Source organism: Amphibiibacter pelophylacis, from assembly GCF_037688875.1.
Classification (GTDB): Bacteria; Pseudomonadota; Gammaproteobacteria; order Burkholderiales; family Burkholderiaceae_C; genus Amphibiibacter; species Amphibiibacter pelophylacis.
In genome coordinates, this window is record NZ_JAWDIE010000028.1 from 1 (window position 1) to 25,650 (window position 25,650).

Genomic DNA, 25,650 nt, shown 5'->3' on the forward strand with positions numbered 1-25,650 from the left:
ACCACCATGGCCCAGCGGGCTTTGGGCTGGTCTCTGACCGGCTGCAGCGCCGCCTGCACATTGCCTGGGCCAAAGGCATTGCACAGCATCTGTTGCCAGCGCACGATGTCCTGCTTTTCCTGGGGATCCGACGGGTTGGGGTCATCGGTGCAGTTGCGCGTACCTGCCAGCGTCAGGGTATAGCTGCCTGGCGTGTCCAGCGCGGCGCTGTTGATGTGCATGCGCTCGGCGATATAGCCCATGCCCTCGTTCGCACTGCCGAAATCCTGGGCATTGCGCTGCTCGCGCAAAGCGGTGTATTGCGTCATGGCCACGCCCAGCAGACCGATGCTGAACACCGCAACGGTGATCAGGGCTTCGATCAGGGAGAAGCCCCTTGCTTTGCGTCTGAAAGCAGGATGTCGCATGGATGAAGACGTCACAAAATAATTTGGCATTGCCCGGTACTGGTCAGCTTGCTTTGGTTTTCGGGAAATAGCGTGATTAGTCCAGAGGCATATATCCGTATGTTGCGGCAGGTGGTTTGTCCAATTATGGCTAAACCCACGTAGGGCTCAACGGGCCGACCTAAACGGTCAAGATCGATACTGCGGCTGGCCGAACCATTGCCGTTCAAGCACACGCTGAGTCCGTCCGGCAAAGGCTGTTGACTGGTTCGTATGATTTTGCCAGCGGCAGTAATCTTCCAACCGTCCGAGAAATATTTGGGTCCGCAGGTCACAAATTTGTCATTGGCTGTCGCGACTGTTGAGTTACAGCCAGCACTGGTTGCTGGATCCAGATTAGGGCAGATACTGACATTTCCCCCCCGCGCCAGCGCTTCCGCTTTGGCGTACTGCAGGCTGGCGAAAAGATCGTTACTGAACGAGCGCACCCGGCTGCGATCCAGATAGGTCTGCAGCGAAGGCACGGCAAAAGCCGCCAGGATGCCCAGCAGGGCGATGACGACCAGCACCTCGATCAGGGTGAAGCCGCGCCAGGGGCTGACGGTGCAGGAGTGTGGAGGGCGGTGGGAGCGCATGCGCTGCACTGTACGGCAGCGCGGCGCGGCTGTGCAGCGGAAAAGAGCCGTTTGTCGGGCCCATCCGGCCGCTGGTCGGCGGCGGCTGGGGCGGGGCGGGCGTCAGTCGAAGCGGCGTTCGCGCACCCATTTGGTGGCGACCCACTTCTCGCCGGCCAGAACGGGCGTGCCCGCGTGCAGGCTCAGGCTGGCTGGCGTGGCCTGCGGGTAGCTGAAGAATACGGCGTGGCCCTGCAGCGGCATGACCTCGACCCCCGCGTCCGGAAACACCGTGCTGCCGCCTGCGGGTGGGCTGTTCAGGTAGATGACGACGGTGGCCAGGCGCTGGCCGCCACGCCGCAGCACGGCGGGGGCGCCCGGCTGGCGCGTGTCGAAGTAGTCAAAGTGCGGGCGGTATTCGGCGCCGACCCCGTAGCGCAGCACCTGCAGGCCTTCGCCGTTCTCGACGGGCCAGTCCATCAGACGCGCCAGACGCGCTTCGATGCGCTCGCACAGATCAGTTTCGCCGCGCTGGAAGAACATGCCGTCGCTGGTGCGCGCGTCGTGCACCTGGGCCTCGCCATCGCTGGCCTGCACGGTCTGCGAGCGGCGCAGGCGGCTGCGCGCCTGGGCGATCAGCTCGTCGCACTCCTGGGCATCCAGCACCTGGCCCAGCACGACGATGCGCGGTGTGTTCCATTGGCACAGCACCGGCACGCGCCGGTCGCCGCCGTCCACCCAGGGTTGCCCATGGGCGGGCCTGATGTCGGGGCCGCGCTGCGCGGTGGCTTGTGTGGCTGCCGGAGCCAGGGCAGCGGGCAGGTCGCCCGCTTGCGGCAGCAGGTGCTGCAGCACCTGGCGCGCCTGGGTGGCGCTCCAGCCGCTGTCCTGCATGGCGCGCAGCAGCTGGGCGGCGTCGTGTCCGCTCTGGTGCTGGCCCTGCACCCACTGGCGCAGTTCGTCAGAGATCAGGGCCTGGACGGGATCGGTCTGCAGCGGGTTCATGGCAGGACAAAAGAATCAGCCGGGGGTGGCCAGACGGCGGCGGAACACCAGGCGCTCAGCGGTGCTGTCCTGCGGCGCGAGGGCGTAGCCATCCAGATCGAAATCCAGCAGGTCCGCCACCCGAGTCGCACGGCGGGTGATGGCCCAGCGCGCCATCAGGCCCCGGGCGCGCTTGGCGTAAAAGCTGATGATGCTGTAGCGGTCTTTGTTCCAGTCTTCGAACTGGCAGTGCACCACGCGGTGGCGCAGATCGGCCGGGCGCGCCGCGCGGAAGTACTCCTGCGAGGCCAGGTTGACGATGACGCCGTCGGCCTGTCCAGCGCCCTCCGTGCGGCCGGCCGCCCTGCAGCGCCGGTCGAGTTCGGTGGCGATGCGACCGCCCCAGAAATCGTAGAGATTGCGCCCGTGCGGCCCGGCCAGCGCCGTGCCCATTTCCAGACGGTAGGGCTGCAGCCAGTCCAGCGGGCGCAGCACGCCGTGCAGGCCGGACAGGATGGCCAGGTGCTGCTGCGCCCAGTCCAGATCGTCCGCGCTCAGGGAGCGGGCGTCCAGGCCGTCGTACACATCGCCGTTGAAGGCCAGCACGGCGGGTTTGCTGTTGCCGGGGCCGAAGCGCGGCCGCCAGGCGGCGTAGCGCGCCACATTGAGCTGCGCCAGCGCGTCCGACAGGTGCATCAGCTGCGCCACCTGCGCGGGCGAGCGCTCGCGCATCAGGGCGATGAGCTGGCCGGATTCGTCCACCCACTGCGGCCGCGTGGCGCGCTGCAGGATGTCGTCCGGCACCGGGGTGTCGTAATCCAGCGCCTTGGCGGGGGAGATGACCAGCAGCATCGTCAGCCTGACCTTACTGCAGCCGCGTGCCCAGCGAGAAGCCCGGCGGCGCCTGGCGTTCGTCGTCGAAGTGGATGAACTCGTGGCTGTCCGGGTCGGCCAGCACCTGGCGCAGCAGCTGGTTGTTCAGGCCGTGCCCGCCCTTGTAGGCGCTGTAGTGGCCCAGAATGGGCCAGCCACCGATGTGCAGATCGCCCATGGCGTCCAGAATCTTGTGCCGCGCGAACTCGTTGGGGTAGCGCAGGCCTTCGCTGTTGAGCACGCTGCGGTCGCCCACGACCACCGCGTTGTCCATGCTGGCGCCGATCGCCAGGCCCCGGGCACGCAGGGCTTCGACATCCTTGGTGAAACCGAAGGTGCGCGCGCGGGCGATTTCGCGGATGTAATCGCCGCCGCCCAGATCAAAAAAGGCGGTCTGGCCGGTCTGGCTGACGGCGGGGTGATCGAAGCTGATCTCGAAATCCAGGGTGTAGCCGTCAAAGGGCTCAAGCTGCGCCCACTTCAGGCTGGGGCCGCTGCCTTCACTGACGCGCACGGGTTTTTTCAGGCGCAGAAAGCGCTTGGGCGCGTCCTGCACCGCAATACCCGCGCTTTGCAGCAGGAACACGAACGACGCCGCCGAGCCATCCAGGATGGGCACCTCGTCAGCGGTGATGTCCACCCGCAGGTTGTCCAGACCCAAGCCGCAGCACGCCGACAGGATGTGCTCGATGGTCTGCACCTTGGGCGCGTCGCTGGCGCCTTCGGGAGACACCGTCGAAGCCATGCGCGTGTCGCACACGGCCAGCGCGTTGACTGGAATGTCGACCGGCGTGGGCAGATCGACCCGGCGAAACACGATGCCGGTGTTTTCAGGCGCGGGGTGCAGGGTGATTTCAACGCGCTGGCCGCTGTGCAGCCCCAGGCCCATGGCCCGCGTGATGGACTTCAGGGTGCGTTGGGTGAGCGGCGTGGGCATGGTTGAAACAGACAGAACAACAGATGCGCAATTGTAGCCAGGCCCCCGGTCCCGCGCTGCAGCCAAGCCGGTTCTGCCTTGAACGCGTGCCTCTGCAGACTCGCTGGATCGACATTTAGCGGACATAAATCACGCATTTCGACCTTAAGAGGCGCTTTTGCTTTGCCCTGTAAGTGCTTATTTCTTAAAGAGCGCGGCGCATTGAAAAAGATGCGTAAACATTTGATTTTGATGACGAAATTGCCGGGCTTGGGCGGTTGACCCATACCATTAAAGTGGGGTAAAGTGTCAGAAAGTGGGGTCGAGTGGGTTTTTTAGTGGGATTTTCAGGACGCCGGTTCAGTTCGCAAGGACGGCCGCTTCCGCAGCCTGGGTTCAATGATGAAGTGTCGTGGTCCGTCGCAACTGACGCTGGATGGCAAGGGGAGATTCTCCATGCCATCGAAGTATCGCGACGTCCTGACAGAGCATAGTCCCAAAGGCCTGGTCATCACCAAGCACCCGCACGGCTGCCTGATGGTGTTCCCGGAATGCAACTGGGACGCTTTCGAAGCCAAGATTGACGCCCTGCCTTTTTCGGCCACCGACTCCAAGCGCCTGTTCACGGGCAGCGCCGACCCGGTCGAGCTCGACAGCGCCTGGCGCATCACGGTTTCGCCCGAGCTGCGCGACTTCGCCGGTCTGAGCAAAGACCTGCGCATGTACGGCCTGGGCAGCCACTTCGAACTCTGGGACGCCACCCGCTACAGCCTGCGTGAAGCGGCCGCGATGGCTTCGGCGGCCACGCAGCACGTGCTGCAGGATCTGGTGATCTGACCATGGTGGCGAGCGACACCCTGTCCGGCCTGACGCCGGCAATGCCCCCCCTCTGGCGCCACACCACGGTGCTGCTGGACGAGGCTGTCTCGGCGCTGCTGGGCAGCCCTCTGGCCGATGCGGATGCTGCGCCTGGCTGGGTGGTGGATGGCACGCTGGGCCGGGGGGGGCACACGCGCGAGCTGCTGCAGCGCCTGCCCGGGCAGATTGGCGTGATCGCGCTCGACCGCGACCCCGAGGCGCTCGCCGCCGTGCGCGCCGACGCGACGCTGCAGCCGCATCTGGCCAGCGGGCGTTTGCGCCTGGTGCACAGCGCCTTCTCCGGCCTGCCCGAGGCGCTGCGCCAGCAGGGGCTGGCGCCGGGCCAGCTGGCTGGGCTGCTGCTGGATCTGGGCGTGTCCTCCCCCCAGATTGACGACCCGACGCGGGGCTTCAGCTTCCGCCACGATGGCCCGCTGGACATGCGCATGGACCCCACCCGGGGCGAGAGCGTGGCCGATTTTCTCCAACGTGCTGATGAGCACACTTTGATCCAGGTGATCCGCGACTATGGCGAAGAACGGTTTGCTCCAGCCATTGCAAAGGCGATTGTTGCTGGCCAGGCGCGCGGGTCAGTGCCCCGCACCACAGCCCAGCTGTCCGCCCTCGTGGCTGGTGCGGTCAAATCCCGCGAACCGGGCAAAGACCCGGCCACCCGCACGTTTCAGGCTCTACGGATTCATATCAACGGCGAGCTGGCCGAGCTGGAACGGGTGCTTGATGCGTCGCTGAGCGAGCTGGCGCCCGGCGCGCGCCTGGCCGTCATCAGCTTCCATTCCCTGGAAGACCGCTGCGTCAAGCAGTTCATCCGCCGCCACAGCCAGGCGGCGGTGGACCGCCGCTCGCCGGCCTACTGGGCCGGAGCGGCCGACAGCGCGCCGCTGCCGCTGACCGCGCTGGGCCGCACGCTGCCCGGGGCCGACGAGGTCGCGGCCAACCCGCGCTCGCGCTCCGCCGTGCTGCGCGTGGCCGAGCGCAGCGGCGTGCAGCAGGAGGCGGCATGACGCGCAACCTCTTTGTGCTGGCGGTTCTGGTGGGCGCGTCGATGATGCTGGTCGTCAGCACGCACCGCGCGCGCACCGTGTTTGCCGAGCTGCAGCAGGCCAAGGCCGTGCAGCGCCAGCTCGATGTCCAGTACCGCCGCCTGGAAGCGGCGCGTCAGCAGCTGTCCAAAAACCTGGCGGTCGAGCGCCTGGCGCAGACCCGTCTGCAGATGCGCGCCGCCACGCCGGAAGTGACCGAATACGTGCGCCAGACCGCCGCCGCAGGAGCGCGCCCATGAGCAGCTGGCGCGACATCCTGCGTGGGGGCAGCGAGGCGCCTGACGCCGTGCCGCTGGGCGCCGCCACGGGCCGCCGCCGCAAGGGCCCGGCGCCCGTCAAGGCGCGTGCGGAAAAACCCAGTGCCGACAAGCCCGCCAAAGCGGCCCGCGCAGCCAGCGCCAACCGTGAGGCCAGCCCCGGCCGCCTGAGCGCTGTCATGACCTGGCTGAATGGCCGCAGCGATGCTGCCGACGAGGGCGGCATGGCCCACGCGACCAGCCCGGTGCTGGCGTCCAAAACCCCGGCCTCGCGCGCCACCGCCATCGTGGTGCTGCTGGGTGTGGCTGCGGTGGTCATGGCCGGCCGAGCGATGTGGGTGCAGTGGTACAACCAGGATTTTTATCTGCAGGAGGGTGACAAGCGCTACACGCAGGTCATCCGCACGCCGGGTGAGCGCGGCCAGATTTTCGACCGCACCGGCCAGCTATTGGCCACCAGCGTACCTGCCCCCTCGATTTTTGCCGTTCCCAAAGAGCTGGACGCCAGCGACACCCAGCGCGGCCAGCTGGCCCGGCTGCTGGGCATGACTCCGGCGCAGCTGGATCGCCGCCTGCTGGAGAACCGCAACTTCGTCTGGCTGCAGCGCCAGGCCGATCCGCAGACCTGGGACAAAATCAGGGCGCTGGGCCTCAAAGGCCTGAACACGGTCACTGAGAGCCGCCGGGGTTATCCGGAAGGCGAGGTGATGTCGCAGGTGCTGGGCATGACCAACGATGTCGGCGAAGGCATTGCCGGGATCGAGCTGTCGATGAACCGCCAGCTGGTCGGCGAGCCCGGCCGCCGTGTGGCCGTGCGCAACCGCCTGGGCGAGCCCATCGAGATCCGCGAGGAGATTCCGCCCACGCACGGCAAGGACGTTTATCTGTCGCTGGACAGCAAGATCCAGTTCACTGCCTTCCAGGCCATCCGCGATGAAGTCACCCGGCGCAAGGCGGCGGCGGGCAGCGTGGTGGTGCTCGATGCCCAGACGGGCGAGATTCTGGCGCTGGCCAACTACCCCACGTTTGATCCGGAAAACCGCCGCAAGGTGGTGCCCGCGCTGATGCGCAACCGCGCCGTCACCGACACCTTCGAGCCGGGTTCGACCGTCAAGCCCTTCATCGCGGCCTGGGCCATGCAGACTGGCCGGGTTCGTCCCAACACCGTGCTGCCGACGGCTTCGGGCCGCATCGTGGTCTCGGGCGTGACGCTGCACGACGACCACGCCTTTGGCAACCTGACGGTGGCGCAGACCATCCAGAAATCCAGCAACGTCGGCGCGGTCACCATGGCCATGCGCTTTTCGCGCCAGGAAATGTGGAACCTGTACCACACCGTCGGCTTTGGCACGCGGCCCGATCTGAACTTCCCGGGCCTCTCGCCCGGCCGCCTGCGCCCGGCCAACACCTGGCGTCCGGTCGAGCAGGCGACCATGGCCTACGGCTACGGCCTGTCGGCGTCGCTGCTGCAGCTGGCGCACGCCTACACCGTGTTCACGCACGATGGCCGACTGATGCCGCTGTCCATCCTGCGCCGTGATCCCAAGGACATTCCGGCCGGTGAGCCCGTGGTGTCGGCCAAGGTGGCCGCCGAGATCCGTCACATGCTGCAGATGACGGCAGGCAAGGGCGGCACGGCCCCACTGGCCCAGACTTCCGGCTACAGCGTGGGCGGCAAGACCGGCACCGCGCACAAGCAGGAAGGGCGCGGTTACGCGTCCAACAAGTACCGCGCCTGGTTTGTCGGCCTCTCGCCGGTCGAGAAGCCCCGCATCATCGTCGGGGTGATGGTCGATGAGCCGCGCGGCGTCTATTACGGCGGCCTGGTGGCCGCGCCGGTGTTTTCGCGGGTGGTCGAGCGCTCGCTCGGCCTGCTGGGCGTGGTGCCCGACCGCAGCATCCAGCCCGGCATCATCACCGCCAAAGACATGGCCCCGGAGAGCGTGCAATGAGCGCCAGTCCCGTCCTGACCCCTGCCGCCATCGCCGACTGGCTGCGCCAGCGCGTCACCGGCGATCTGCGCATCGACAGCCGCCAGCTGGCCAGCGGCGACGGCTTTATCGCCTGGCCGGGCGCCGCCACCGACGCGCGCGTTTTTGTGGCGCAGGCGCTGGAAGCGGGCGTGGCCGCTGTAGTGGTCGAGGCCGAGGGCCTGGCGAAGGTCGAGCCCGCCGTGCCGCAGGACGACGACCGCATCCTGGCCGTTCCCGGCCTGAAAGCGCTGCTGGGCGACATCGCTGCCGAATACTTTGGCCGCCCCTCACAGGACGTGCAGATGCTGGCGGTGACGGGCACCAACGGCAAGACATCCATCGCCTGGTGGCTGGCCTGCCTGCTGGCGGGCCTGGGCCAGCGCTGCGGCGTGATCGGCACACTGGGCATGAGCCTGGTCGAACCCGCCGCCGAGGGTGAAACCCCCGCGCCGCAGTGGCAGTACACCGGCCTGACCACGCCCGATCCGGTCAGCCTGCAGGGCCAGCTTGCGCGCTGGCGCGACAGCGGCGTGCGCAGCGCCAGCATCGAGGCCTCGTCGATTGGCCTGGTCGAACAGCGCCTGGCCGGGGTGCAGATGCGCGTGGGCGTGTTCTCCAACCTGACCCAGGATCATCTGGATTACCACGGCGACATGGCCGCTTATGCCCGCGCCAAACGCCTGCTGTTTGATCGCCCCGAACTGGCGGTGGCGGTGGTGAATATCGACGACGCCGAAGGCGAGGCGCTGGCGCGTGATCTGGCTGCACAGCTCCCGCTGTGGACCACCTCCGCGCGCGGGCAGGAGGCGCTGGAAGGCCTGGCCGTACAAGGCCACGTGCTGGCGCGCGGTCTGCTGGTTCAGGCGCAAGGCCTGCGCTTCGAGCTGGGCCTGCAGCGCCCGGGGCAGGAACTGGCCATCCACCCGCTGCAGACGCGGCTGATTGGCGCTTTCAACATCAGCAATGTGCTGGAAGTGGTGGCCACGCTGCTGGCGCTGGGCCACGACGAGACGGCGGTGCTGGCGGGCGTGCCGCGCCTGACGGGCGTGCCGGGGCGTATGGAAGTGATCACGCCGCCCGCCGCTGCGACGTCCTCTGACGCAGCAGCGCCCGCGCTGCCGCTGGTGGTGGTCGATTACGCCCACACGCCCGATGCGCTGGACAAGGCACTGGCCGCGCTGCGGCCGCTGGCACAGGCGCGTGGCGGCGAGCTGCGCGTGGTGTTTGGCTGCGGTGGCAACCGCGATCCGGGCAAGCGCCCGCAGATGGGCCGCATCGCCGCCCTGGGCGCGCGCCACGTTGTGCTGACCAGCGACAACCCCCGCAAGGAAGAACCGCAGGCGATTCTGGACGACATCCTGCGCGGCATTCCCGGCTCAGGCGCCGACACGGTGCCGGAAGGCGCCACGCTGGCTGACGTGCAGGTGCAGGTCGACCGCGCCCGCGCCATCGCCCAGGCCATCCACACGGCGGCGGCCAGCGATGTGGTGCTGATCGCGGGCAAGGGCCACGAGCAGGATCAGGATATTGGCGGCGTGCGTCGCCCCTTCAGCGACCAGCAGCAGGCCCGCGACGCGCTGGCCGAGCAGGCCGGGCGCAAGCGCTCCTGGTCCGACTGGATTGCCCGCACGCGGGAGCTGGCCAGCAGCGAAGGCCCCGAGGCCGTGACCCTGGCGCCCGTGCCGCGCTGGACGGTGGGCGACATCGCCCGCGAGCTGGGCACGGCAGTCTGCGGCGACGCCAGCCAGACTTTCGAGCGCGTGCACAGCGACACGCGCACGCTGCAGCCGGGCGATCTGTTCGTCGCGCTGCGCGGCGAGCGCTTCGACGCCAACGATTTCCTGCCGAAAGCGGCGGGCGAAGGCGCCGTGGCGGCGCTGGCCCAGCGCGATCCGTCGGAATCGGGCCTGTCCGGCGTGGTCGTGCCCGACAGCCTGGCTGCACTGCAGACGCTGGCCACGCGCTGGCGCGCCCGTCTGACCCTGCCCCTGATCGCCGTGACCGGCAGCAATGGCAAAACCACCGTCACCCAGATGATCGCCAGCATCCTGCGCGCGTGGCTGGGGGTGGAATCGCTGTCCACGCAGGGCAATCTGAACAACCACATCGGCGTGCCGCTGACCCTGATGCGCCTGCGCCAGGACAGCGAGCGCCAGCACCGCGCGGCGGTGGTCGAGCTGGGCATGAATCACCCCGGCGAGATCGCCGAACTGGCCGCCATGGCGCAGCCCACGGTGGCGCTGGTCAACAACGCCCAGCGCGAGCACCTGGAATTCATGCACACCATCGAGGCCGTGGCCCGCGAGAACGGCAGCGTGCTGCGCGCTCTGCCGCCGGGCGGCGTGGCGGTTTTCCCGCACGGCGACGAATGGTCCGGCCTGTGGCAGGAGATGGCCGCCGGGCGCCGCCTGATGCGTTTCGCGCTGGCCGAAGAGGACAGCGATCCGGCGCTGCTGGAGGCCGAAGTCGTCGGCGCGGCGGTCTGGGTGCAGGGCGCCATGGGCGGCGGCTACGAGCTGAGCCTGTCCACGCCCATGGGCGACGCCGAGGTCTTCGTGCGCGTGGCCGGCCTGCACAATGTGCGCAACGCCATCGCCGCCGCCGCCTGCGCGCTGGCCGCCGGGGCGCCGCTGGACCGCATCGTCAAGGGCCTGCGCGATTTCTCGCCGGTGCAGGGGCGCTCGCAGCTCAGCGCGCTGGCCTGGCCGGCCGCCGTGCGCGGCAGTGCGCCGGATGTGCCCGGCACGCTGATCAACGACAGCTACAACGCCAACCCCGATTCGGTGCGCGCCGCCATCGATCTGCTGGCCGACCTGCCCGGGCCGCACTGGCTGGTGCTGGGCGATATGGGCGAGGTCGGCGACCAGGGACCGGAGTTTCACGCCGAAGTCGGCGCCTACGCGCGCAGCCGCGGCCTGACCCACCTGTGGTGCGCGGGCGAAGCCGCCCGTCACGCCGCCACGGCATTTGTCGCGGGCCAGATGACCTCGGCACAGGTCTGGCCCGATGCCGCCCGCCTGGTCGCCGCGCTGGACGAGGACCACCTGCCGCGCCCGCTGCCGCAGACCGTGCTGGTCAAAGGATCGCGCTTCATGCGCATGGAGCAGGTGGTGCAGGCCTTGCAGGCACTGTGCGGCGCCACCCCGGACCGCAAGAAGGAGAACTGAAGCCATGCTGTATGCCCTGACCCAGTGGCTTTACGCCCTGGACCCGGAGACTTTCGGGTTTCTGCGCGTTTTCCAGTACCTGACGCTGCGCGCCGTGCTCAGCGCCGTGACCGCGCTGGTCATCGGCCTGGCGCTGGGGCCGCGCGTGATCCGCTACCTGGTCAGTCTGAAAATCGGGCAGCCCATCCGCGAATACGGCGTCAGCACGCACCTGGCCAAAAGCGGCACGCCCACCATGGGTGGCGTGCTGATCCTGCTGGGCATCGGCCTGTCGACGCTGCTGTGGGCCGACTGGAGCAACCGCTTCATCTGGCCGGTGCTGCTGGTCACCTTCGGTTTTGGCGCCATCGGCTGGGTGGACGACTGGCGCAAGGTCGTGGACAAAAACCCCGAAGGCATGCGCTCGCGCGAAAAGTACATGTGGCAGTCGCTGATCGGCATCGTCACCGCGTTTTATCTGGCTTTTGCCGTATCCAGCGACGCCAGCAGCAACGGTTTCCAGGTCTTCTGGGCCTGGGTGACGTCGGGCTTCACCCAGCCGCTGCCGGCCGCTGCCGCGCTGCACGTGCCGCTGCTGAAATCCATCAGCTACCCGCTGGGCGTGGCGGGCTTTATTTTCCTGACCTACTTCGTGGTGGTGGGCGCCAGCAACGCGGTCAACCTGACTGACGGCCTGGACGGCCTGGCCATCATGCCGGTGGTCATGGTGGGCGGCGCGCTGGGCGTGTTCGCCTACGTGGTCGGCAACGCGGTGTTTTCGCGCTACCTGCTCTTCCCCTACATTCCTGGCGCGGGCGAGGTGCTGATTTTCTGCACCGCCATCGTCGGCGCAGGGCTGGCTTTCCTGTGGTTCAACGCGCATCCGGCGCAGATGTTCATGGGCGACGTGGGCGCACTGGCGCTGGGCGGCGCTCTGGGCGTGGTCGCCGTCATCACGCGCCAGGAGATCGTCCTGGGCATCATGGGCGGCATTTTTGTCGCCGAGGCACTGTCGGTGATGGCGCAGGTGCTGTACTTCAAGATCACGCGGCGCATCACCGGCACCGGCAAGCGCCTGCTGCGCATGGCGCCGCTGCACCACCATTACGAGAAAAAAGGCTGGAAGGAAACCCAGGTGGTGACCCGCTTCTGGATCATCACCATCCTGCTGTGCCTGATCGGCCTGTCCACCCTGAAACTGCGCTGAGCCCGCAGCACCCTTGACACCATGAGCGACACCGCCTTCTTCCCCCACGACGCCCTGGCCGCCCCTCTGGCGGGCCAAAGCGTGGCCGTGCTGGGCCTGGGCGCCTCTGGCCTGGCCATGGCGCGCTGGTGCCAGCGCCTGGGGGCCCAGGTGCGCGTGTGGGACAGCCGCGAGAATCCGCCCATGCGGGCTGATCTCCCCCAGGGCGCCACCCTGCGCAGCGGCGCCTGGACCGACGCCGGGGCCCGCGATTGGCTGGACGGCGTGGGCCTGCTGCTGAAAAGCCCGGGCCTGTCGCCCCATGACGCGCAACTGGCGCCTTTGACGCAGGGGGCTGCGCAGCGCGGCCTGCGCGTGCAGGGTGAACTCGATCTTTTTGCGCAGGCCCTGGCCGCGCTGCGCGGTGCAAAAAATGCTGAAAGCACGGAAGGCGCAACCTACTCGCCGACCGTGCTGGCCATCACCGGCACCAACGGCAAAACGACCACGACCGCGCTCACCGCCTGTCTGCTGGAAGGCGCTGGCCTGCGCGTGGCGGTGGCCGGCAATATTGGCCCGACCCTGCTGGACACCCTGGCCGAGCGCCTGAGCGTTCCGGCCCCGCAGTGGCCGCAGGCCTGGGTGCTGGAGCTGTCCAGCTTCCAGCTGCAAGGCGTGCAGGGTTTTGAGCCCACGGCGGCCACGGTGCTCAACGTCACGCAGGATCACCTGGACTGGCACGCCGACATGGCCGAATACGCCGCCGACAAGGCCGCGATTTTTGGCGCCAGCACGCTGCGCGTGCTCAACCGCGACGACGCCACCGTGCGCGCCATGCGGCCCGCCCCCGTGGCGACAGCCGCCAAAGTCCGCAAAGCTGTGGTGGCGGCACCGCAGGTGATTTCTTTCGGGCTGGACGCCCCCACGCAGGCGGGCGACTACGGCCTGATCGACGATCAGGGCATGGTCTGGCTGGCCTGGGCGCAGCCCAGCGATAGCAGCGCCGAGCCCGGCGATTTCACCCTGCAGCGCCTGATGCCGGCCGACGCCCTGCGCATTCGCGGCCGTCACAACGCGGCCAACGCCCTGGCGGCGCTGGCCCTGGCGCGGGCCAGTGGTGCCGAGGTCGGCCCCATGCTGCATGCCCTGCGTGCCTACAAGGGTGAACCGCACCGTGTGCAGTCGGTGGCGGTGCACGAGGGCATCGAGATTTACGACGACTCCAAAGGCACCAATGTGGGCGCCACGGTGGCCGCCATCGCGGGCCTGGGGCCTGACAAGGCGCCCGGGCGCCTGGTGCTGATTCTGGGCGGCGAGGGCAAGGGCCAGGATTTCACGCCGCTGCTCGCGCCGCTGCGCCATTACGCCCGCGCCGTCGCGCTGATCGGCAAGGATGCGCCGCGCCTGGCGCAGCTTCTGGCCACCGAGGCCTGGCCTGTGCAGAGCCACGCCACGCTGGAAGAAGCCACGGCCTGGTCACTGGCGCAGGCGCGCAGTGGCGACGCCGTGCTGCTGAGCCCCGCCTGCGCCAGCCTGGACATGTTCCGCAACTACGTTCACCGGGGCGAGTGCTTTGTCGCCGCCGTGCGCGCCTGCATCGAGCAGGCGGGAGGGGTCTGGGCATGAGCCGCACCGACACCCTGGCCCCGGCCGCCACGCCCGATCTGTCCGGCGCTTCCGCCACCCCCGGGCGCGGCAGCTCTTTGCGGGGCCGCGTGCGCCGCTGGCTGGGCGCCTCCGACACCAGCAGCAGCGCGCTGGATCTGCGCAGCACCACGCCGGTGCAGCTCAGCAGTTACGACCGCGCGCTGGTCTGGGTGGTGCTGATGCTGCTGGCGTTCAGCCTGGTGATGGTGTTTTCGGCGACCATCGTCATGTCTGACAACTCGCGCCGTTTTGGCGAGATCGGCGAGTACCACTTCCTGATCCGTCACATTGTGGCGATCGTGCTGGCGCTGGTGATGGCGCTGGTGGTGGTCAACATTTCGGTGGACCGGCTCGAGCAGCTCACGCCGCTGGCCATTCTGGCGGCGCTGGGCGCGCTGGTGGTGGTGCTGGTGATCGGCAGCACGGTCAACCACGCCAAGCGCTGGATCAACCTGGGGCCGCTGAACTTCCAGCCCACCGAGCTGGCCAAGCTAGCGATGGCCATGTATTCGGCGCACTACATGAAGCGCAAGCTGCGCGAGAACACGGGCTTCTGGCGCTCGGTGCTGCCCATGGGCCTGGTGCTGGCGCTGATGGCCTTCCTCGTCATGAAAGAGCCCGATCTGGGCGCCGTGGTGGTGCTGTCCTGCATCAGCCTGGGCGTGCTGTGGCTGGGCGGGGTCAACGCGCGGATGATGGGGCTGGTCTTCGCCATCGTGGCGTCGATTGTGGTGGTGGTGATCGCCACCAGCCCCTTTCGCAAGGCGCGGGTGCTGGCCTACCTGAACCCCTGGGATCCGGTCTATGCGCAGGAAAAAGGCTACCAGCTGGTCCAGGCGCTGATCGCTTTCGGGCGCGGTGGCATCTGGGGCCAGGGCCTGGGCGACAGCCTGGAAAAGCAGCACTACCTGCCCGAGGCGCACACCGATTTCATCCTGTCCGTGATCGCCGAAGAGGTCGGCCTGGTCGGCGTGCTGGTGCTGATCCTGGTCTATTACTGGCTGGTGCGGCGCATTTTTCACATTGGCCGCCAGGCCATCGTCATCAACCGCGTGTACGCCGGGCTGCTGACGCAGGGCATCGGCATCTGGCTGGGCTTTCAGGTGTTCACCAACATGGGCGTGAACATGGGCGTGCTGCCGACCAAGGGCTTCACGCTGCCCATGATGAGTTACGGAGGATCCGGGATGATCATGAATCTGATCGCTATCGCCATCGTGGTGCGCGTGGACATTGAATCGCGCGCCGAGATGCGCGACGGACGGCGTGCTGCGCGGGGAGGCTCCTCATGAGCGGGCGTCTGCTGATCATGGCGGCGGGCACCGGCGGGCATGTGATGCCGGGCCTGGCTGTGGCGCAGGAGATGCGCGCGCGCGGCTGGACGGTGTCCTGGCTGGGCACCGAGCGCGGCATGGAAAACCGCCTGGTGCCGCAGGCCGGGATAGAGCTCGACCGCATCGATTTTCACGGCCTGCGCGGCAAGGGCGTGGCCGGCAATCTGAAGGGTGGCCTGTCCATGATCAAGGCGCTGGCGCAATGCCGCGCAGTCTGGAAAAAACGCCAGCCCGACGTGGTGCTGGGCATGGGCGGCTATGTGTGCTTCCCCGGCGGCATGGTCAACGCGATGTCGCGCAAACCGCTGATGCTGGTCAACGCCGACGCCGCGCTTTTGCTGAGCAACAAAACCCTGCTGCCCTTCACCCGCCGCATCGCTTTTGGCTTTGACTGCGAAGACGCCCGCCGTCTGGGCGCGGACAAGGCCGTGGTCACCGGCAACCCGGTGCGCCGCGAGATCGCCGCGCTGGCCGAACCGCTGGCGCGCTTTGACGCCCATGCCGGGCCGGTGCGCGTGCTGGTCGTGGGCGGCAGCCTGGGCGCCAAGGTGCTGAACGACACCGTGCCCGAGGCGCTGGCCCGGCTGCCCGTGGCCAGCCGCCCGCAGGTGGTTCACCAGACGGGTCTGGCGCACATTGACGCCGTGCGCGAGCACTACGCCCGCCTCGGGGTGCAGGCCGACATCCGCCCCTTCATTGACGATATGGCGACCGCGCTGGCCGACTGCGACGTGGTGCTGTGCCGCGCAGGTGCCATCACGGTCAGCGAGCTGTGCGCGGCCGGCGTGGCGTCCATTCTGGTGCCGCTGGTGGTCAGCACCACGTCGCACCAGCGTGACAACGCGCAGTGGATGGCCAGTCACGGCGCCGCCATCCATCTGCCGCAGACTGAATTGGACGCCGAATCGCTGGCGCAGCGCCTGCAGGCCCTGGGCCGGATCGAGCTTCAGGCCATGGCGATCCAGGCCCGCACCCTGGGCCGCAGCGGCGCCACGGCGCGGGTCGCGGACGAACTCGAAGCGCTGGCCGCTGGTTCAGCGTCCGCAGACACGCCCACGACTACGGAGGCTCCCACCGCATGAAGCACGCCGTCAAACACATCCACTTTGTCGGTATTGGCGGCGCGGGCATGTGCGGCATCGCCGAGATCCTGCACAACCTGGGCTACACCGTCAGCGGCTCGGACGCGGGGCGCAACGCCAACACGCGCCGTCTGGAATCGCTGGGCATGACCGTCTACCAGGGCCACGACGCCAGCCAGATCACGGGCGCCGACACGGTGGTCACGTCCACCGCCATCAAGGGCGACAACCCCGAGGTGCTGGCTGCGCGCGCGCGCCACATTCCGGTGGTGCCGCGCGCGGTGATGCTGGCCGAGCTGATGCGCTTCAAGACCAGCATCGCCATCGCAGGCACGCACGGCAAGACGACAACGACCTCGCTGGTCACCAGCGTGCTGGCGCAAGCCGGGCTGGACCCGACCTTTGTCATCGGCGGCAAGCTCAACAGCGCGGGCGCCAATTCGGCGCTGGGCAAGGGCGATTACATCGTGGTTGAGGCCGACGAGTCGGACGCGTCCTTCCTGAACCTGCTCCCGGTGCTGTCGGTGGTGACCAACATCGATGCCGACCACATGGACACCTACGGCCACGATTTCGCCGAGCTCAAGCACGCGTTCGTGAAATTCCTGCACCGCATGCCGTTCTACGGCGCCGCCATCGTCTGTGTGGACGATCCGGGCGTGCGCAGCATTCTGGCCATGGTCTCGCGACCGGTTATCACCTACGGCATGTCCGAAGACGCGGCCGTGCGCGCCGTCAACGTCCGGGCGCTGCCGGGCGGCCAGATGCGCTTTGACGTGCACCGCCGCGACGGCGATCGCCAGTTGCCCGTCATCCAGATCACCCTGAATTCGCCCGGCGAGCACAACGTGCGCAACGCCCTGGCCGCCATCGCCGTCGCCACCGAGCTGGAGCTGCCCGACACGCCCATCGTGCAGGCGCTGGCCGAGTTTGGCGGCGTGGGCCGCCGCTTCCAGCGCTGGGGCGAAGTCCCCCTGAAGGACGAGGCCGGAGCCCCCGCTGGCGCGCTGACCCTGATTGACGATTACGGCCACCACCCCGTCGAAATGGCCGCCGTGATTGCCGCCGCACGCGGCGCTTTCCCGGATCGCCGTCTGGTGCTGGCCTTCCAGCCGCACCGCTACACGCGCACGCGGGACTGTTTCGAGGATTTCGTCAAGGTGCTGGGCACCGCCGACGGCGTGCTGCTGACCGAGGTTTACGCCGCCGGTGAAGCGCCCATCGTGGCCGCCGACGGCCGGGCCCTGGTGCGTGCCCTGCGTGTGGCCGGGCGCGTGGACCCGGTTTTTGTGGATGACATGGACGAGCTGCCCGCCGCCATCCTGCGCCATTGCCGCGACGGTGATGTCTGCGTGGTGATGGGCGCAGGCAGCATCGGCGCCACCCCGGCTGCGGTGGTGGAACAGGCCAGCAGCAAGGAATCAGCATGAGCGCACACGAACAAAACGACATCGCCAGCGCGCTGGCGCAGCAGGACGCCGAACTGGCCCGGCGCATGTCCGCCCCGGTGGACGTGCGCGCGCTGGGCCGCGTCGCCGTGCTGCTGGGGGGCAGTTCGGGCGAGCGCGAGGTTTCGCTGCAGTCGGGCGGCGGCGTGTTGGCCGCGCTGCAGGAGCGCGGCGTGGACGCGCACGGCGTCGATCCGGCGCACGACGACATCCTGCAGCTGCGCACGCGCGGGTTCAACCGCTGCTTCATCGCGCTGCACGGGCGCGGCGGCGAGGACGGCACACTGCAGGGCCTGCTGGACTACATCGGTCTGCCCTACACCGGGCCGGGCGTGATGCCGTCCAGCATCGCCATGGACAAGGTCATGACCAAGCGCGTCTGGCTGACGCACGGCCTGGCCACGCCGAAGTGGGTGGATCTGGACATGGCCGCAGGCCCCGCGCGCTGGCACGAACAGGTCGAAGGCCTGGGCTGGCCGCTGATCGTCAAGCCTTCGCTGGAAGGATCTTCGCTGGGCGTGAGCCGGGTGGCTGGGCCGGAAGGCCTGGAAGCCGCCGTGCGCGAGGCCTCGCCGCATCATTCGCCGGTGATGGCCGAGCAGTTCATCGCCGGGCGCGAGCTGACCTGCGGCGTGGTCGGTCAGGGCGCTGACGCCCGCGCCCTGCCGGTGATCCACATCGAGGCACCGGGGGGCAACTACGATTTCGAGCACAAATACATCAGCAACGACACGCGCTACCACTGCCCCAGCGGCCTGCCGCCCGCCACCGAGGCGCAGGTGCGCGAGCTGGTCGTGCAGGCCTACCGCGCCCTGGGCTGCCGGGGCTGGAGCCGCGCCGACATCATGCTGCGCGCCAGCGACAACGCGCCCTTCCTGCTGGAGATCAACACCTCGCCGGGCATGACCAGCCACTCGCTGGTGCCCACGGCAGCCCGCGCGCTGGGCGTGGATTACGCCACGCTGTGCCTCTTCCTGCTGTCTTTGACGCTCTGATTTTCCTGACCTTTTTTGACTGACAGACTGACTGGACCTTCCGTGTTTGCCTCCCGCTCCGCCACCCCCGCAGTCGCCCGGCCCATGCCGTGGGACGTGCGCGCCACCCTGGTCGCCACCCGGCTGCTGGTCTGGGTGATGCTGGCCGTGGTCGCGGGTGTGGGCGGCTGGTGGGTGGTGCATCAGCCCATGTTCGCCATCCGGCGCATCACCGTCGATGGCCCCATGGAGCGCATGACCCTGGGCCAGTACCTGGACCAGGCCGTGCCGCGCCTGCAGGGCAACTACTTCACGCTGTCGCTGCAGCAGGCCCAGCAGGTCTTCATGGATCTGCCCTGGGTGCGCTCGGTGGCCGTCGAGCGCCGCTGGCCCGACCGCCTGGTTGTGCGCGTGCAGGAGCAGACGCCCGCCGCCATCTGGCGCAGCGACGACGACAGCGAACTGGTCAACACCCAGGGCGAGCTGTTCGATGTCAGCCCCAACGACATCGACAGCAGCGATCTGCCGGTGCTGCAGGGCGACGAGGACAGCGTGCCCACCATTTACGCCATGCTGCAGGCGCTTTCGCCGCTGCTGGACGCGCAGCGCATCAAGGTGCAGAGCCTGATCCTGAGCCCGGTCGGCACCTGGATTCTGAAAACCGACGACGGCGTCACGCTGACGCTGGGCCGGGGCGATGCGGCGCAGCTCAGCCAGCGCCTGAAGCGCTATCTCGACACGGTCGGGCAGGTGCGCGCCCGCTATCCCCGCGCGGTGGAAAGCGTGGATCTGCGCTATCCCGACGGCTACGCCATCCGGCTCCAGGGCATCACCACGGTGCCCGCCCCCGAGAACCCACAGAGATAAACCATGTCCAAAGAATACAAAGATCTCATCGTTGGGCTGGACATCGGCACGGCCAAGATCATGGCGGTGGTCGCCGAGGTGCTGCCCGGCAGCGAACTGCGTCTGGCGGGCCTGGGCGTCGCGCACGCCGAAGGGCTCAAGCGCGGCGTGGTGGTCAACATCGACAAGACAGTGCAGTCCATCCAGGCCGCCCTGAAAGAGGCCGAAATCATGGCCGACTGCAAGATCGCCAGCGTGCACACCGGCATCACCGGCAGCCACATCCGGGGCTTCAACAGCACCGGCATGGTCATCGTGCGCGACAGCCAGGAGGTTTCGGCCATCGACGTTCAGCGCGTGGTGGACACGGCCAAAGCCATCCGTATCGCCAACGACCAGCGCATCCTGCTGGTCGAGCCGCAGGAATTCATCATCGACGGTCACGAGGTCAAAGAGCCCGTGGGCATGAGCGGCAGCCGCCTGGAGGTGAAGATTCACATCGTCACCGGCGCGCAAAGTGCCGCCGAGAACATCACCAAATGCGTGCGCCGCTGCGGCCTGGAGGTCAACCAGCTGGTGCTCAACCCCAGCGCGTCCAGCGCGGGCGTGCTGACCGAGGACGAAAAAGAGCTGGGTGTGGTGATGGTCGACATCGGCGCGGGCACCACCGACGTGGCCATTTTTGCCGATGGCGCCGTGCGCCACACCGCTGTCATCCCGATTGCGGGCGATCTGATCACCAGCGACATCGCCATGGCGCTGCGCACACCGACCAAGGACGCCGAGGAGATCAAGGTGCGCTTTGGCGTGGCCAAGCAGCTGCTGGCCGATCCGGCCGACCAGGTCGAAGTGCCGGGCCTTGGCGAGCGCGCCCGCCGCGTCATCAGCCGCCAGGCGCTGGCCGGGGTGATCGAGCCCCGGGTGGAAGAGATTTTCTCGCTGGTGGCGCAGGTCATCCGCGAAAGCGGCTACGAGGAGCTGCTGTCCAGCGGCGTGGTCCTGTGCGGCGGCACGGCGCTGATGCCGGGCATGGTGGAACTGGCCGAGGACACCTTCCTCAAACCGGTGCGCCGGGGCCTGCCGCTGTACCGGGGGCCGCTGCACGACATGGTGGCCAGCCCCCGCGCGGCCACCGTCATGGGCCTGCTGGAAGAGGCCAGGCAGGGCCGGGGCCGCGCGCCGCGCGCCCAGCCGCCAAGCGATGGATTCATGGGCGCACTGTCCCGCGCCCGCGATGTTTTTCTGAAGTTTTTTTGAAGCAGTGGGGCGACGCTGCAGCAGTGGGGCCGCAGACGTCATTTTTTTCTATCGGAGAGGAGAGCAGTATGGGCAACCTGAACATTGAGATGGTCGACACATTCAACCAGGGCACACAGATCAAGGTGATCGGCGTGGGCGGCGGCGGCGGTAATGCCGTCGAGCACATGATCCGCCAGGAGATCCAGGGCGTGGAGTTTCTCTGCGCCAACACCGACCAGCAGGCGCTGGGCCGCAGCAGCGCGCACCTGCAGATTCCGCTGGGCGCATCGGGCCTGGGCGCCGGGTCCAAACCGGCTGTCGGCCGCCAGACCGCCGAAGAGTCGGAAGACCGCCTGCGCGCCGCGCTGGAAGGCGCCAACCTGATTTTCATCACCGCCGGCATGGGCGGCGGCACGGGCACGGGCGCCGCGCCTGTGATCGCGCGCATCGCCAAGGACATGGGCATCCTGACCGTGGCCGTGGTGACCAAGCCTTTCGAGTTTGAAGGCACGTCGCGCATGAAGGCCGCCGAGAGCGGCTTGGCCGAGCTGGAAGCCAATGTGGATTCGCTGATCGTCGTGCAGAACGAGAAGCTCTACGAGGTCTATGGCGACGACATGCTGCTCGACGAGCTGTACGCCAAAGCCGACGACGTGCTCAAAAGCGCGGTCAGCGGCATCATCGATGTGATCCGTGGCGAAGGCATGGTCAACGTCGATTTCAACGACCTGAAGACCATCATGCAGGAGCCCGGCAAGGCCATCATGGGCACCGCGCTGGCCACCGGCCCGGACCGCGCCATCAAGGCCGCTGACGCCGCCATGGCCTGCCCGCTGCTGGACGGCGTGGACGTTAAAGGCGCCAAGGGCATGCTGGTGCTGTTTGCTGCCAGCCGCAAGAACCTGAAGGGCTCGGAAGCCAAGGCAGCCAGCCTGCACGTGCGCTCCAAGGCCGATCCGGACGTCGAATTCAAGTACGGCCTGACCTTTGACGAATCGCTGGGCGACGGCATGCGCGTCACCGTGATCGCCACCGGCCTGCAGGCCCAGACGGCGCGCCGCAACGTGCCGCTGTCGGTCATCAGCACCCAGCCGCAGTCCATGCTGCGCACCGGCACCGACAACCAGCCGGCCTATGTGGGCAGCAACCCGGTCGGCGGCATGCTGCCCACGCGGCCCAGCTCGGCGGTGTTTGGCTCGCGCCAGAGCAGCGCCATGGCCGCCGCAGGGGTTGATGACTACGAAGTGCCCGCTTTCCTGCGCAAGCAGGCCGACTGACGCGCCGGATAAGGCGGTGCTGACGCCCCATCAGCGCCGTCTGTGACAGCCTCTCCTGACCGCCGGATCTGCCCCCAGTCCGGCGGTACAGGCGTTGCGGGGGATGTTTGGCGGGGAAAAGATTCAGTCGGACGACACGGTCAGCTCACAGCCTGTGTCAATCCAGTGCCTGCGCCTGTGCGAACAGCCGCGTGCAGCGACCGCCGCTGCGGCAGAAGGCGAGAATCGGTTTGGGCAGTTCAGCCATCAGCTTCGCGAAGGCCGCAATCTCGGCCTCGGTCTGGTGCGCGCCCGACACCGGCAGAAAACGGTATTCCAGCCCCTGGGCCTGAGCGGCCGCCTGCATGTCTGCGTGCGTGGGCTGGTCGGGGCCGTGCTCGAAATCCGGGCGATTGTTGATGATGCTGGCATAACCCGCTGCTTTGGCCGCCGCCATATCGGGCGGGGCCAGTTGCGGGCTGACGCTCAGATCGCGCGTCAAAGGGGTCGGTGAGAAAGCGCTCATGGCGGCTCCGGCAGTCAAAAACCCCATTTTAGGGGGCGCGCCAGAGCCCGGGCTTTCAGATCATCCGGTGATCAGGACTGCAGCGCGGCTTTCACGGCGGCAGACACCAGGCCCATATCGGCGCGGCCCATGAAGCGGCTCTTGGCCGCTGCCATCACCTTGCCCATGTCGCCTGGGCCACTGGCGCCCAGTTCGGCCACCAGCGTGGCGACTTCGCTTTGCACCTCTTCGGCCGACAGGCGCTGGGGCAGGTAATCCTGCAGCACGGCCATTTCGGTGCTCTCTTTGTCGGCCAGATCCATGCGCCCGGCCTGCGTGAAGGCGGTGATCGAATCCTTGCGCTGTTTGATCAGCTTGTCGACGATGCCGACCACGGCCACGTCGTCCAGCTCGATGCGCTCATCCACTTCTTTTTGCTTGATCGCCGCCAGCAGCAGGCGCACGGCCGCCAGACGGTCGGCCTCGCGGTTGCGCATGGCGGTTTTCATGTCAGATTGAATGCGCTCTTTGAGCATCATGATCGTGTCTCCAGGGAATTTGGCGCGAGCGCGCCAGCAACAAAACGCCTCAGGCGGCAGGCACCTGAAGCGTTGTCAAAGCGTGAACGCCAGCAAAGGCGCCAGAAAAACCGCTCAGTACAGCTTTTTGGGAAGCTGCATGCTGCGCACGCGCTTGTAGTGACGCTTGACGGCGGCGGCCTTCTTGCGCTTGCGCTCGGCGGTGGGCTTTTCGTAGAACTCGCGTGCACGCAACTCGGTCAACAGGCCCAGCTTCTCGATCGTGCGCTTGAAGCGACGCAGGGCAACGTCGAACGGTTCGTTTTCTTTGACGCGAATGGTTGTCATGTTGGAATGTGGGGTAAGAGACAAAAAATAGACAGGGCGAGCCCCGTGAAGCCAAACACTCTAACCCGATGGATGGCGCCTGTCAAGAATTCTGCACCAATTCGCTGGTCCTGGCGCGGCGTGGCTGCAACATTCAGCCTGCCGACTGCGCCATGTGCCGGGCACAGGCGACTGCGCTGGACCAGGCCCACTGGAAGTTGTAGCCGCCCAGCCAGCCTGTGACATCGACACATTCGCCGATGAAATAAAGACCGGGGTGGCGTTTGGCCTCCAGGCTTTTCGAGCTGAGATCGGCCGTGTCCACGCCGCCCGCCATGACTTCGGCGGTGTTCCAGCCCTCGACGCGGGCGGGCTGAAGCGCCCAGTCCTGGAAGGCGGCGCCCAGGCGCTCCAGGCTGGCGTGGCGGCAGTCGGGCAGGGCGGTGGTGGCGGACAGATCGCCGCTGTCGGCCAGAGGGGCGAGGTCGGCCTGCGCCAGCCGCGTGGCCACCAGGCGCGCGGGCAGCCACTGCTGCAGCACGGTGCCCAGCTGGCGGCGCGACTGGCGCGTCAGGGCCTTCAGATCATCGGCCAGCGCAGTGTCGGGCAGGCAGTCGAGCTGCAGCGGCGATTGCCCGTCCCAGTAGCTGGAAATCTGCAAAATGGCTGGGCCGCTCAGGCCTTTGTGGGTGAAGAGCAGGTCTTCGTCAAACACCATGGGCTGCGGCTGGCGTGGGCGACGCCCCTGTGCCGGTGTCCAGGGCGAGGGTGTAGTAATGCGCACCGGCAGCGCCAGCCCGGCCAGGCCGGTCCAGCCCGCCCAGGTGCGCGTGTCAAACACCAGCGGCACCAGCGCGGGGCGCGGGCTGACAACGCCCAGGCCAAACTGCTTGGCCAGACGCAGCGCCAGGTCGCTGGCGCCCATTTTGGGCGCGGCCAGTCCGCCGGTGGCGAGCACGACGTGGCGTGCCAGCACGGGGCCCTGATCGGTCTGGATGCGCCAGCGGGCTGCGGCCGCTTCGGGCACGTCGGCGGGTGGGCTGGAGACCGGCTCCAGCGCCTGCACGCCGCAGGGGTGGCGCAGCGCGACGGCGGCGTCCTGGCACAGACGCAGCAGCAGGTCGATCAGGTCCTGAGCGCTGCGATCGCAAAAGAGCTGGCCGCGGTGTTTTTCGTGAAAGGCGATGCCGTGCGCGCGCACCAGCGCGATGAACTCGGCGCTGCTGTAGCCGTCCAGCGCCGAGCGCACGAAGTGCGGGTTCTCCGACAGGAAGTGCTGCGGCGCGGCGCCGGTGTTGGTGAAGTTGCAGCGTCCGCCGCCCGAAATGCGGATGCGCTGGGCCAGCTTGTGCGCGTGGTCCAGCACGAGCACACGCAGACCCGACTGGCCCGCCTGCGCAGCGCAGAACAGCCCGGCAGCGCCGCCGCCGATGACGACGGTGTCAAACAGGTCCACGGACAGGATCAGGCTGGGGCGTCAGCAGGTGGCCCATGCGCACGCGCTTGGTATCGAGGTAGGCGGCATTGTGCGGGTTGCCGGGCGCCTGGTGGGCGACGCGGCCAACCACGTCCAGCCCGGCGTCGGTCAGCGCCTGCAGCTTGCGGGGGTTGTTGCTCATCAGGCGCACGCGCTGCACGCCCAGGTGCTGCAGGATGGCGATGCCCGCGCTGTAATCACGGCTGTCCACCGGCAGGCCCAGCGCGCGGTTGGCTTCCAGCGTGTCCAGGCCCTGCTCCTGCAGCGCGTAAGCCGCGATTTTCTGGCTGAGGCCAATGCCGCGCCCCTCGTGGCCACGCAGGTAGACCAGCACGCCGCAGCCTTCCTGCTGGATGCGCTGCTGCGCCAGAACCAGCTGCGGGCGGCAGTCGCAGCGCTGCGAGCTGAAGATGTCGCCGGTGGCGCACTCGGAGTGCAGGCGCACCAGCACACCGCCTTCACGGGCGCGGGCCAGGTCGCCGCAGCTCAGGGCCATGTGTTCGGTGCCATTGCGCGTGTCGGTGTAGACGCGCACCTCGAAATCGCCCCACTCGGTGGGCAGCCGTGCGCAGACGGGATCAGACAGAAAAGACATGCGCGCAATGTAGCACTGTTGCCCCGCCCGCCGCCCGTCCGCGGCGGGAACACTGCGTTGCAGCCTGGGCGGTAATCGACTGATTTATGTGACCAATTGCCCTGACTTGCGACGGTACACAGACAGCGTGCGTGACAGAATCCGGGCA

24 protein-coding genes are annotated in these 25,650 nt (G+C 67.9%); 14 read left to right on the forward strand and 10 right to left on the reverse strand.

The genetic code is table 11. The features are described 5' to 3' along the window. The 5 genes from RV045_RS13530 to lpxC form a co-directional block, all read right to left on the reverse strand. A partial coding sequence (locus RV045_RS13530; protein WP_423236324.1) for a type IV pilus modification PilV family protein occupies positions 1–407 on the reverse strand: 407 nt, incomplete at its 3' end. Between the two features lie 11 nt (positions 408–418). After that, positions 419–1,021: a GspH/FimT family pseudopilin gene (locus RV045_RS13535; protein ID WP_423236325.1), complete on the reverse strand. Its 603-nt coding sequence runs from the start codon at positions 1,019–1,021 to the stop codon at positions 419–421. Between the two features lie 102 nt (positions 1,022–1,123). Then, the gene (locus RV045_RS13540) at positions 1,124–2,005 is read right to left on the reverse strand and encodes a 2OG-Fe(II) oxygenase (RefSeq protein ID WP_423236326.1); all 882 of its coding nucleotides are present in this window, start codon (positions 2,003–2,005) and stop codon (positions 1,124–1,126) included. A gap of 15 nt (positions 2,006–2,020) precedes the next feature. Further along, on the reverse strand, positions 2,021–2,836 hold the full coding sequence (gene yaaA / locus RV045_RS13545) for a peroxide stress protein YaaA (RefSeq protein WP_423236327.1): 816 nt from the start codon (positions 2,834–2,836) through the stop codon (positions 2,021–2,023). A gap of 13 nt (positions 2,837–2,849) precedes the next feature. Continuing rightward, positions 2,850–3,794: a UDP-3-O-acyl-N-acetylglucosamine deacetylase gene (gene lpxC, locus RV045_RS13550; protein WP_423236328.1), complete on the reverse strand. Its 945-nt coding sequence runs from the start codon at positions 3,792–3,794 to the stop codon at positions 2,850–2,852. 381 nt (positions 3,795–4,175) lie between these two features. Between lpxC and RV045_RS13555 the strand changes: the two genes are divergently transcribed. From RV045_RS13555 to ftsZ, 14 genes are all read left to right on the forward strand, one after another. Beyond that, entirely contained in the window at positions 4,176–4,610 is a 435-nt protein-coding gene (locus RV045_RS13555) for a division/cell wall cluster transcriptional repressor MraZ (RefSeq protein ID WP_423236329.1), read from the forward strand. Positions 4,611–4,651: 41 nt separating this feature from the next. Next, positions 4,652–5,653, forward strand: coding sequence for a 16S rRNA (cytosine(1402)-N(4))-methyltransferase RsmH (rsmH, locus tag RV045_RS13560; protein WP_423236330.1), 1,002 nt, complete (start codon positions 4,652–4,654; stop codon positions 5,651–5,653). After that, on the forward strand, positions 5,650–5,931 hold the full coding sequence (ftsL, locus tag RV045_RS13565; protein WP_423236331.1) for a cell division protein FtsL: 282 nt from the start codon (positions 5,650–5,652) through the stop codon (positions 5,929–5,931). The genes rsmH and ftsL overlap by 4 nt, the downstream gene beginning before the upstream one ends. Continuing rightward, the gene (locus RV045_RS13570) at positions 5,928–7,901 is read left to right on the forward strand and encodes a peptidoglycan D,D-transpeptidase FtsI family protein (RefSeq protein ID WP_423236332.1); all 1,974 of its coding nucleotides are present in this window, start codon (positions 5,928–5,930) and stop codon (positions 7,899–7,901) included. Before ftsL ends, RV045_RS13570 begins: the two co-directional genes overlap by 4 nt. After that, positions 7,898–11,089, forward strand: a complete 3,192-nt coding sequence (murF, locus tag RV045_RS13575) for a bifunctional UDP-N-acetylmuramoyl-L-alanyl-D-glutamate--2,6-diaminopimelate ligase MurE/UDP-N-acetylmuramoyl-tripeptide--D-alanyl-D-alanine ligase MurF (RefSeq protein WP_423236333.1) — start codon at positions 7,898–7,900, stop codon at positions 11,087–11,089. Before RV045_RS13570 ends, murF begins: the two co-directional genes overlap by 4 nt. A 4-nt stretch (positions 11,090–11,093) precedes the next feature. Further along, positions 11,094–12,275: a phospho-N-acetylmuramoyl-pentapeptide-transferase gene (gene mraY, locus RV045_RS13580; RefSeq protein ID WP_423236334.1), complete on the forward strand. Its 1,182-nt coding sequence runs from the start codon at positions 11,094–11,096 to the stop codon at positions 12,273–12,275. Positions 12,276–12,296: 21 nt separating this feature from the next. After that, a complete protein-coding gene (murD, locus tag RV045_RS13585) occupies positions 12,297–13,880 on the forward strand; it encodes a UDP-N-acetylmuramoyl-L-alanine--D-glutamate ligase (protein ID WP_423236335.1) in 1,584 nt (527 codons plus the stop codon). Continuing rightward, positions 13,877–15,193, forward strand: coding sequence for a putative lipid II flippase FtsW (gene ftsW / locus RV045_RS13590; protein ID WP_423236336.1), 1,317 nt, complete (start codon positions 13,877–13,879; stop codon positions 15,191–15,193). Before murD ends, ftsW begins: the two co-directional genes overlap by 4 nt. After that, positions 15,190–16,317 carry an undecaprenyldiphospho-muramoylpentapeptide beta-N-acetylglucosaminyltransferase gene (gene murG, locus RV045_RS13595; RefSeq protein ID WP_423236337.1) on the forward strand — a complete coding sequence of 376 codons (1,128 nt, stop codon included), beginning with the start codon at positions 15,190–15,192 and terminating at the stop codon, positions 16,315–16,317. The genes ftsW and murG overlap by 4 nt, the downstream gene beginning before the upstream one ends. Continuing rightward, positions 16,314–17,747, forward strand: a complete 1,434-nt coding sequence (gene murC / locus RV045_RS13600; RefSeq protein ID WP_423236338.1) for a UDP-N-acetylmuramate--L-alanine ligase — start codon at positions 16,314–16,316, stop codon at positions 17,745–17,747. Before murG ends, murC begins: the two co-directional genes overlap by 4 nt. Before the next feature lie 65 nt (positions 17,748–17,812). After that, positions 17,813–18,760, forward strand: coding sequence for a D-alanine--D-alanine ligase (locus RV045_RS13605; protein WP_423236345.1), 948 nt, complete (start codon positions 17,813–17,815; stop codon positions 18,758–18,760). 42 nt (positions 18,761–18,802) lie between these two features. After that, positions 18,803–19,606 carry a cell division protein FtsQ/DivIB gene (locus RV045_RS13610; RefSeq protein WP_423236339.1) on the forward strand — a complete coding sequence of 268 codons (804 nt, stop codon included), beginning with the start codon at positions 18,803–18,805 and terminating at the stop codon, positions 19,604–19,606. A 3-nt stretch (positions 19,607–19,609) separates the two neighbouring features. Continuing rightward, a complete protein-coding gene (ftsA, locus tag RV045_RS13615; protein WP_423236340.1) occupies positions 19,610–20,842 on the forward strand; it encodes a cell division protein FtsA in 1,233 nt (410 codons plus the stop codon). A 77-nt stretch (positions 20,843–20,919) separates the two neighbouring features. Beyond that, positions 20,920–22,101 (forward strand): cell division protein FtsZ, encoded by a 1,182-nt coding sequence (gene ftsZ / locus RV045_RS13620; RefSeq protein ID WP_423236346.1) that lies wholly within the window; start codon positions 20,920–20,922, stop codon positions 22,099–22,101. Positions 22,102–22,258: 157 nt separating this feature from the next. Here ftsZ and RV045_RS13625 read toward each other — a convergent pair whose 3' ends face one another. The 5 genes from RV045_RS13625 to ribA all read right to left on the reverse strand — a co-directional run bounded on the left by RV045_RS13625 (position 22,259) and on the right by ribA (position 25,502). Beyond that, positions 22,259–22,606, reverse strand: a complete 348-nt coding sequence (locus RV045_RS13625) for a protein tyrosine phosphatase family protein (protein WP_423236341.1) — start codon at positions 22,604–22,606, stop codon at positions 22,259–22,261. Positions 22,607–22,677: 71 nt separating this feature from the next. Next, a complete protein-coding gene (locus RV045_RS13630; protein ID WP_423236342.1) occupies positions 22,678–23,124 on the reverse strand; it encodes a GatB/YqeY domain-containing protein in 447 nt (148 codons plus the stop codon). 114 nt (positions 23,125–23,238) lie between these two features. Next, positions 23,239–23,451 carry a 30S ribosomal protein S21 gene (rpsU, locus tag RV045_RS13635; protein WP_012346814.1) on the reverse strand — a complete coding sequence of 71 codons (213 nt, stop codon included), beginning with the start codon at positions 23,449–23,451 and terminating at the stop codon, positions 23,239–23,241. Between the two features lie 133 nt (positions 23,452–23,584). Further along, entirely contained in the window at positions 23,585–24,886 is a 1,302-nt protein-coding gene (locus tag RV045_RS13640) for a BaiN/RdsA family NAD(P)/FAD-dependent oxidoreductase (protein ID WP_423236343.1), read from the reverse strand. After that, positions 24,873–25,502, reverse strand: a complete 630-nt coding sequence (gene ribA, locus RV045_RS13645) for a GTP cyclohydrolase II (protein WP_423236344.1) — start codon at positions 25,500–25,502, stop codon at positions 24,873–24,875. Before ribA ends, RV045_RS13640 begins: the two co-directional genes overlap by 14 nt. Positions 25,503–25,650: the final 148 nt, after the last annotated feature.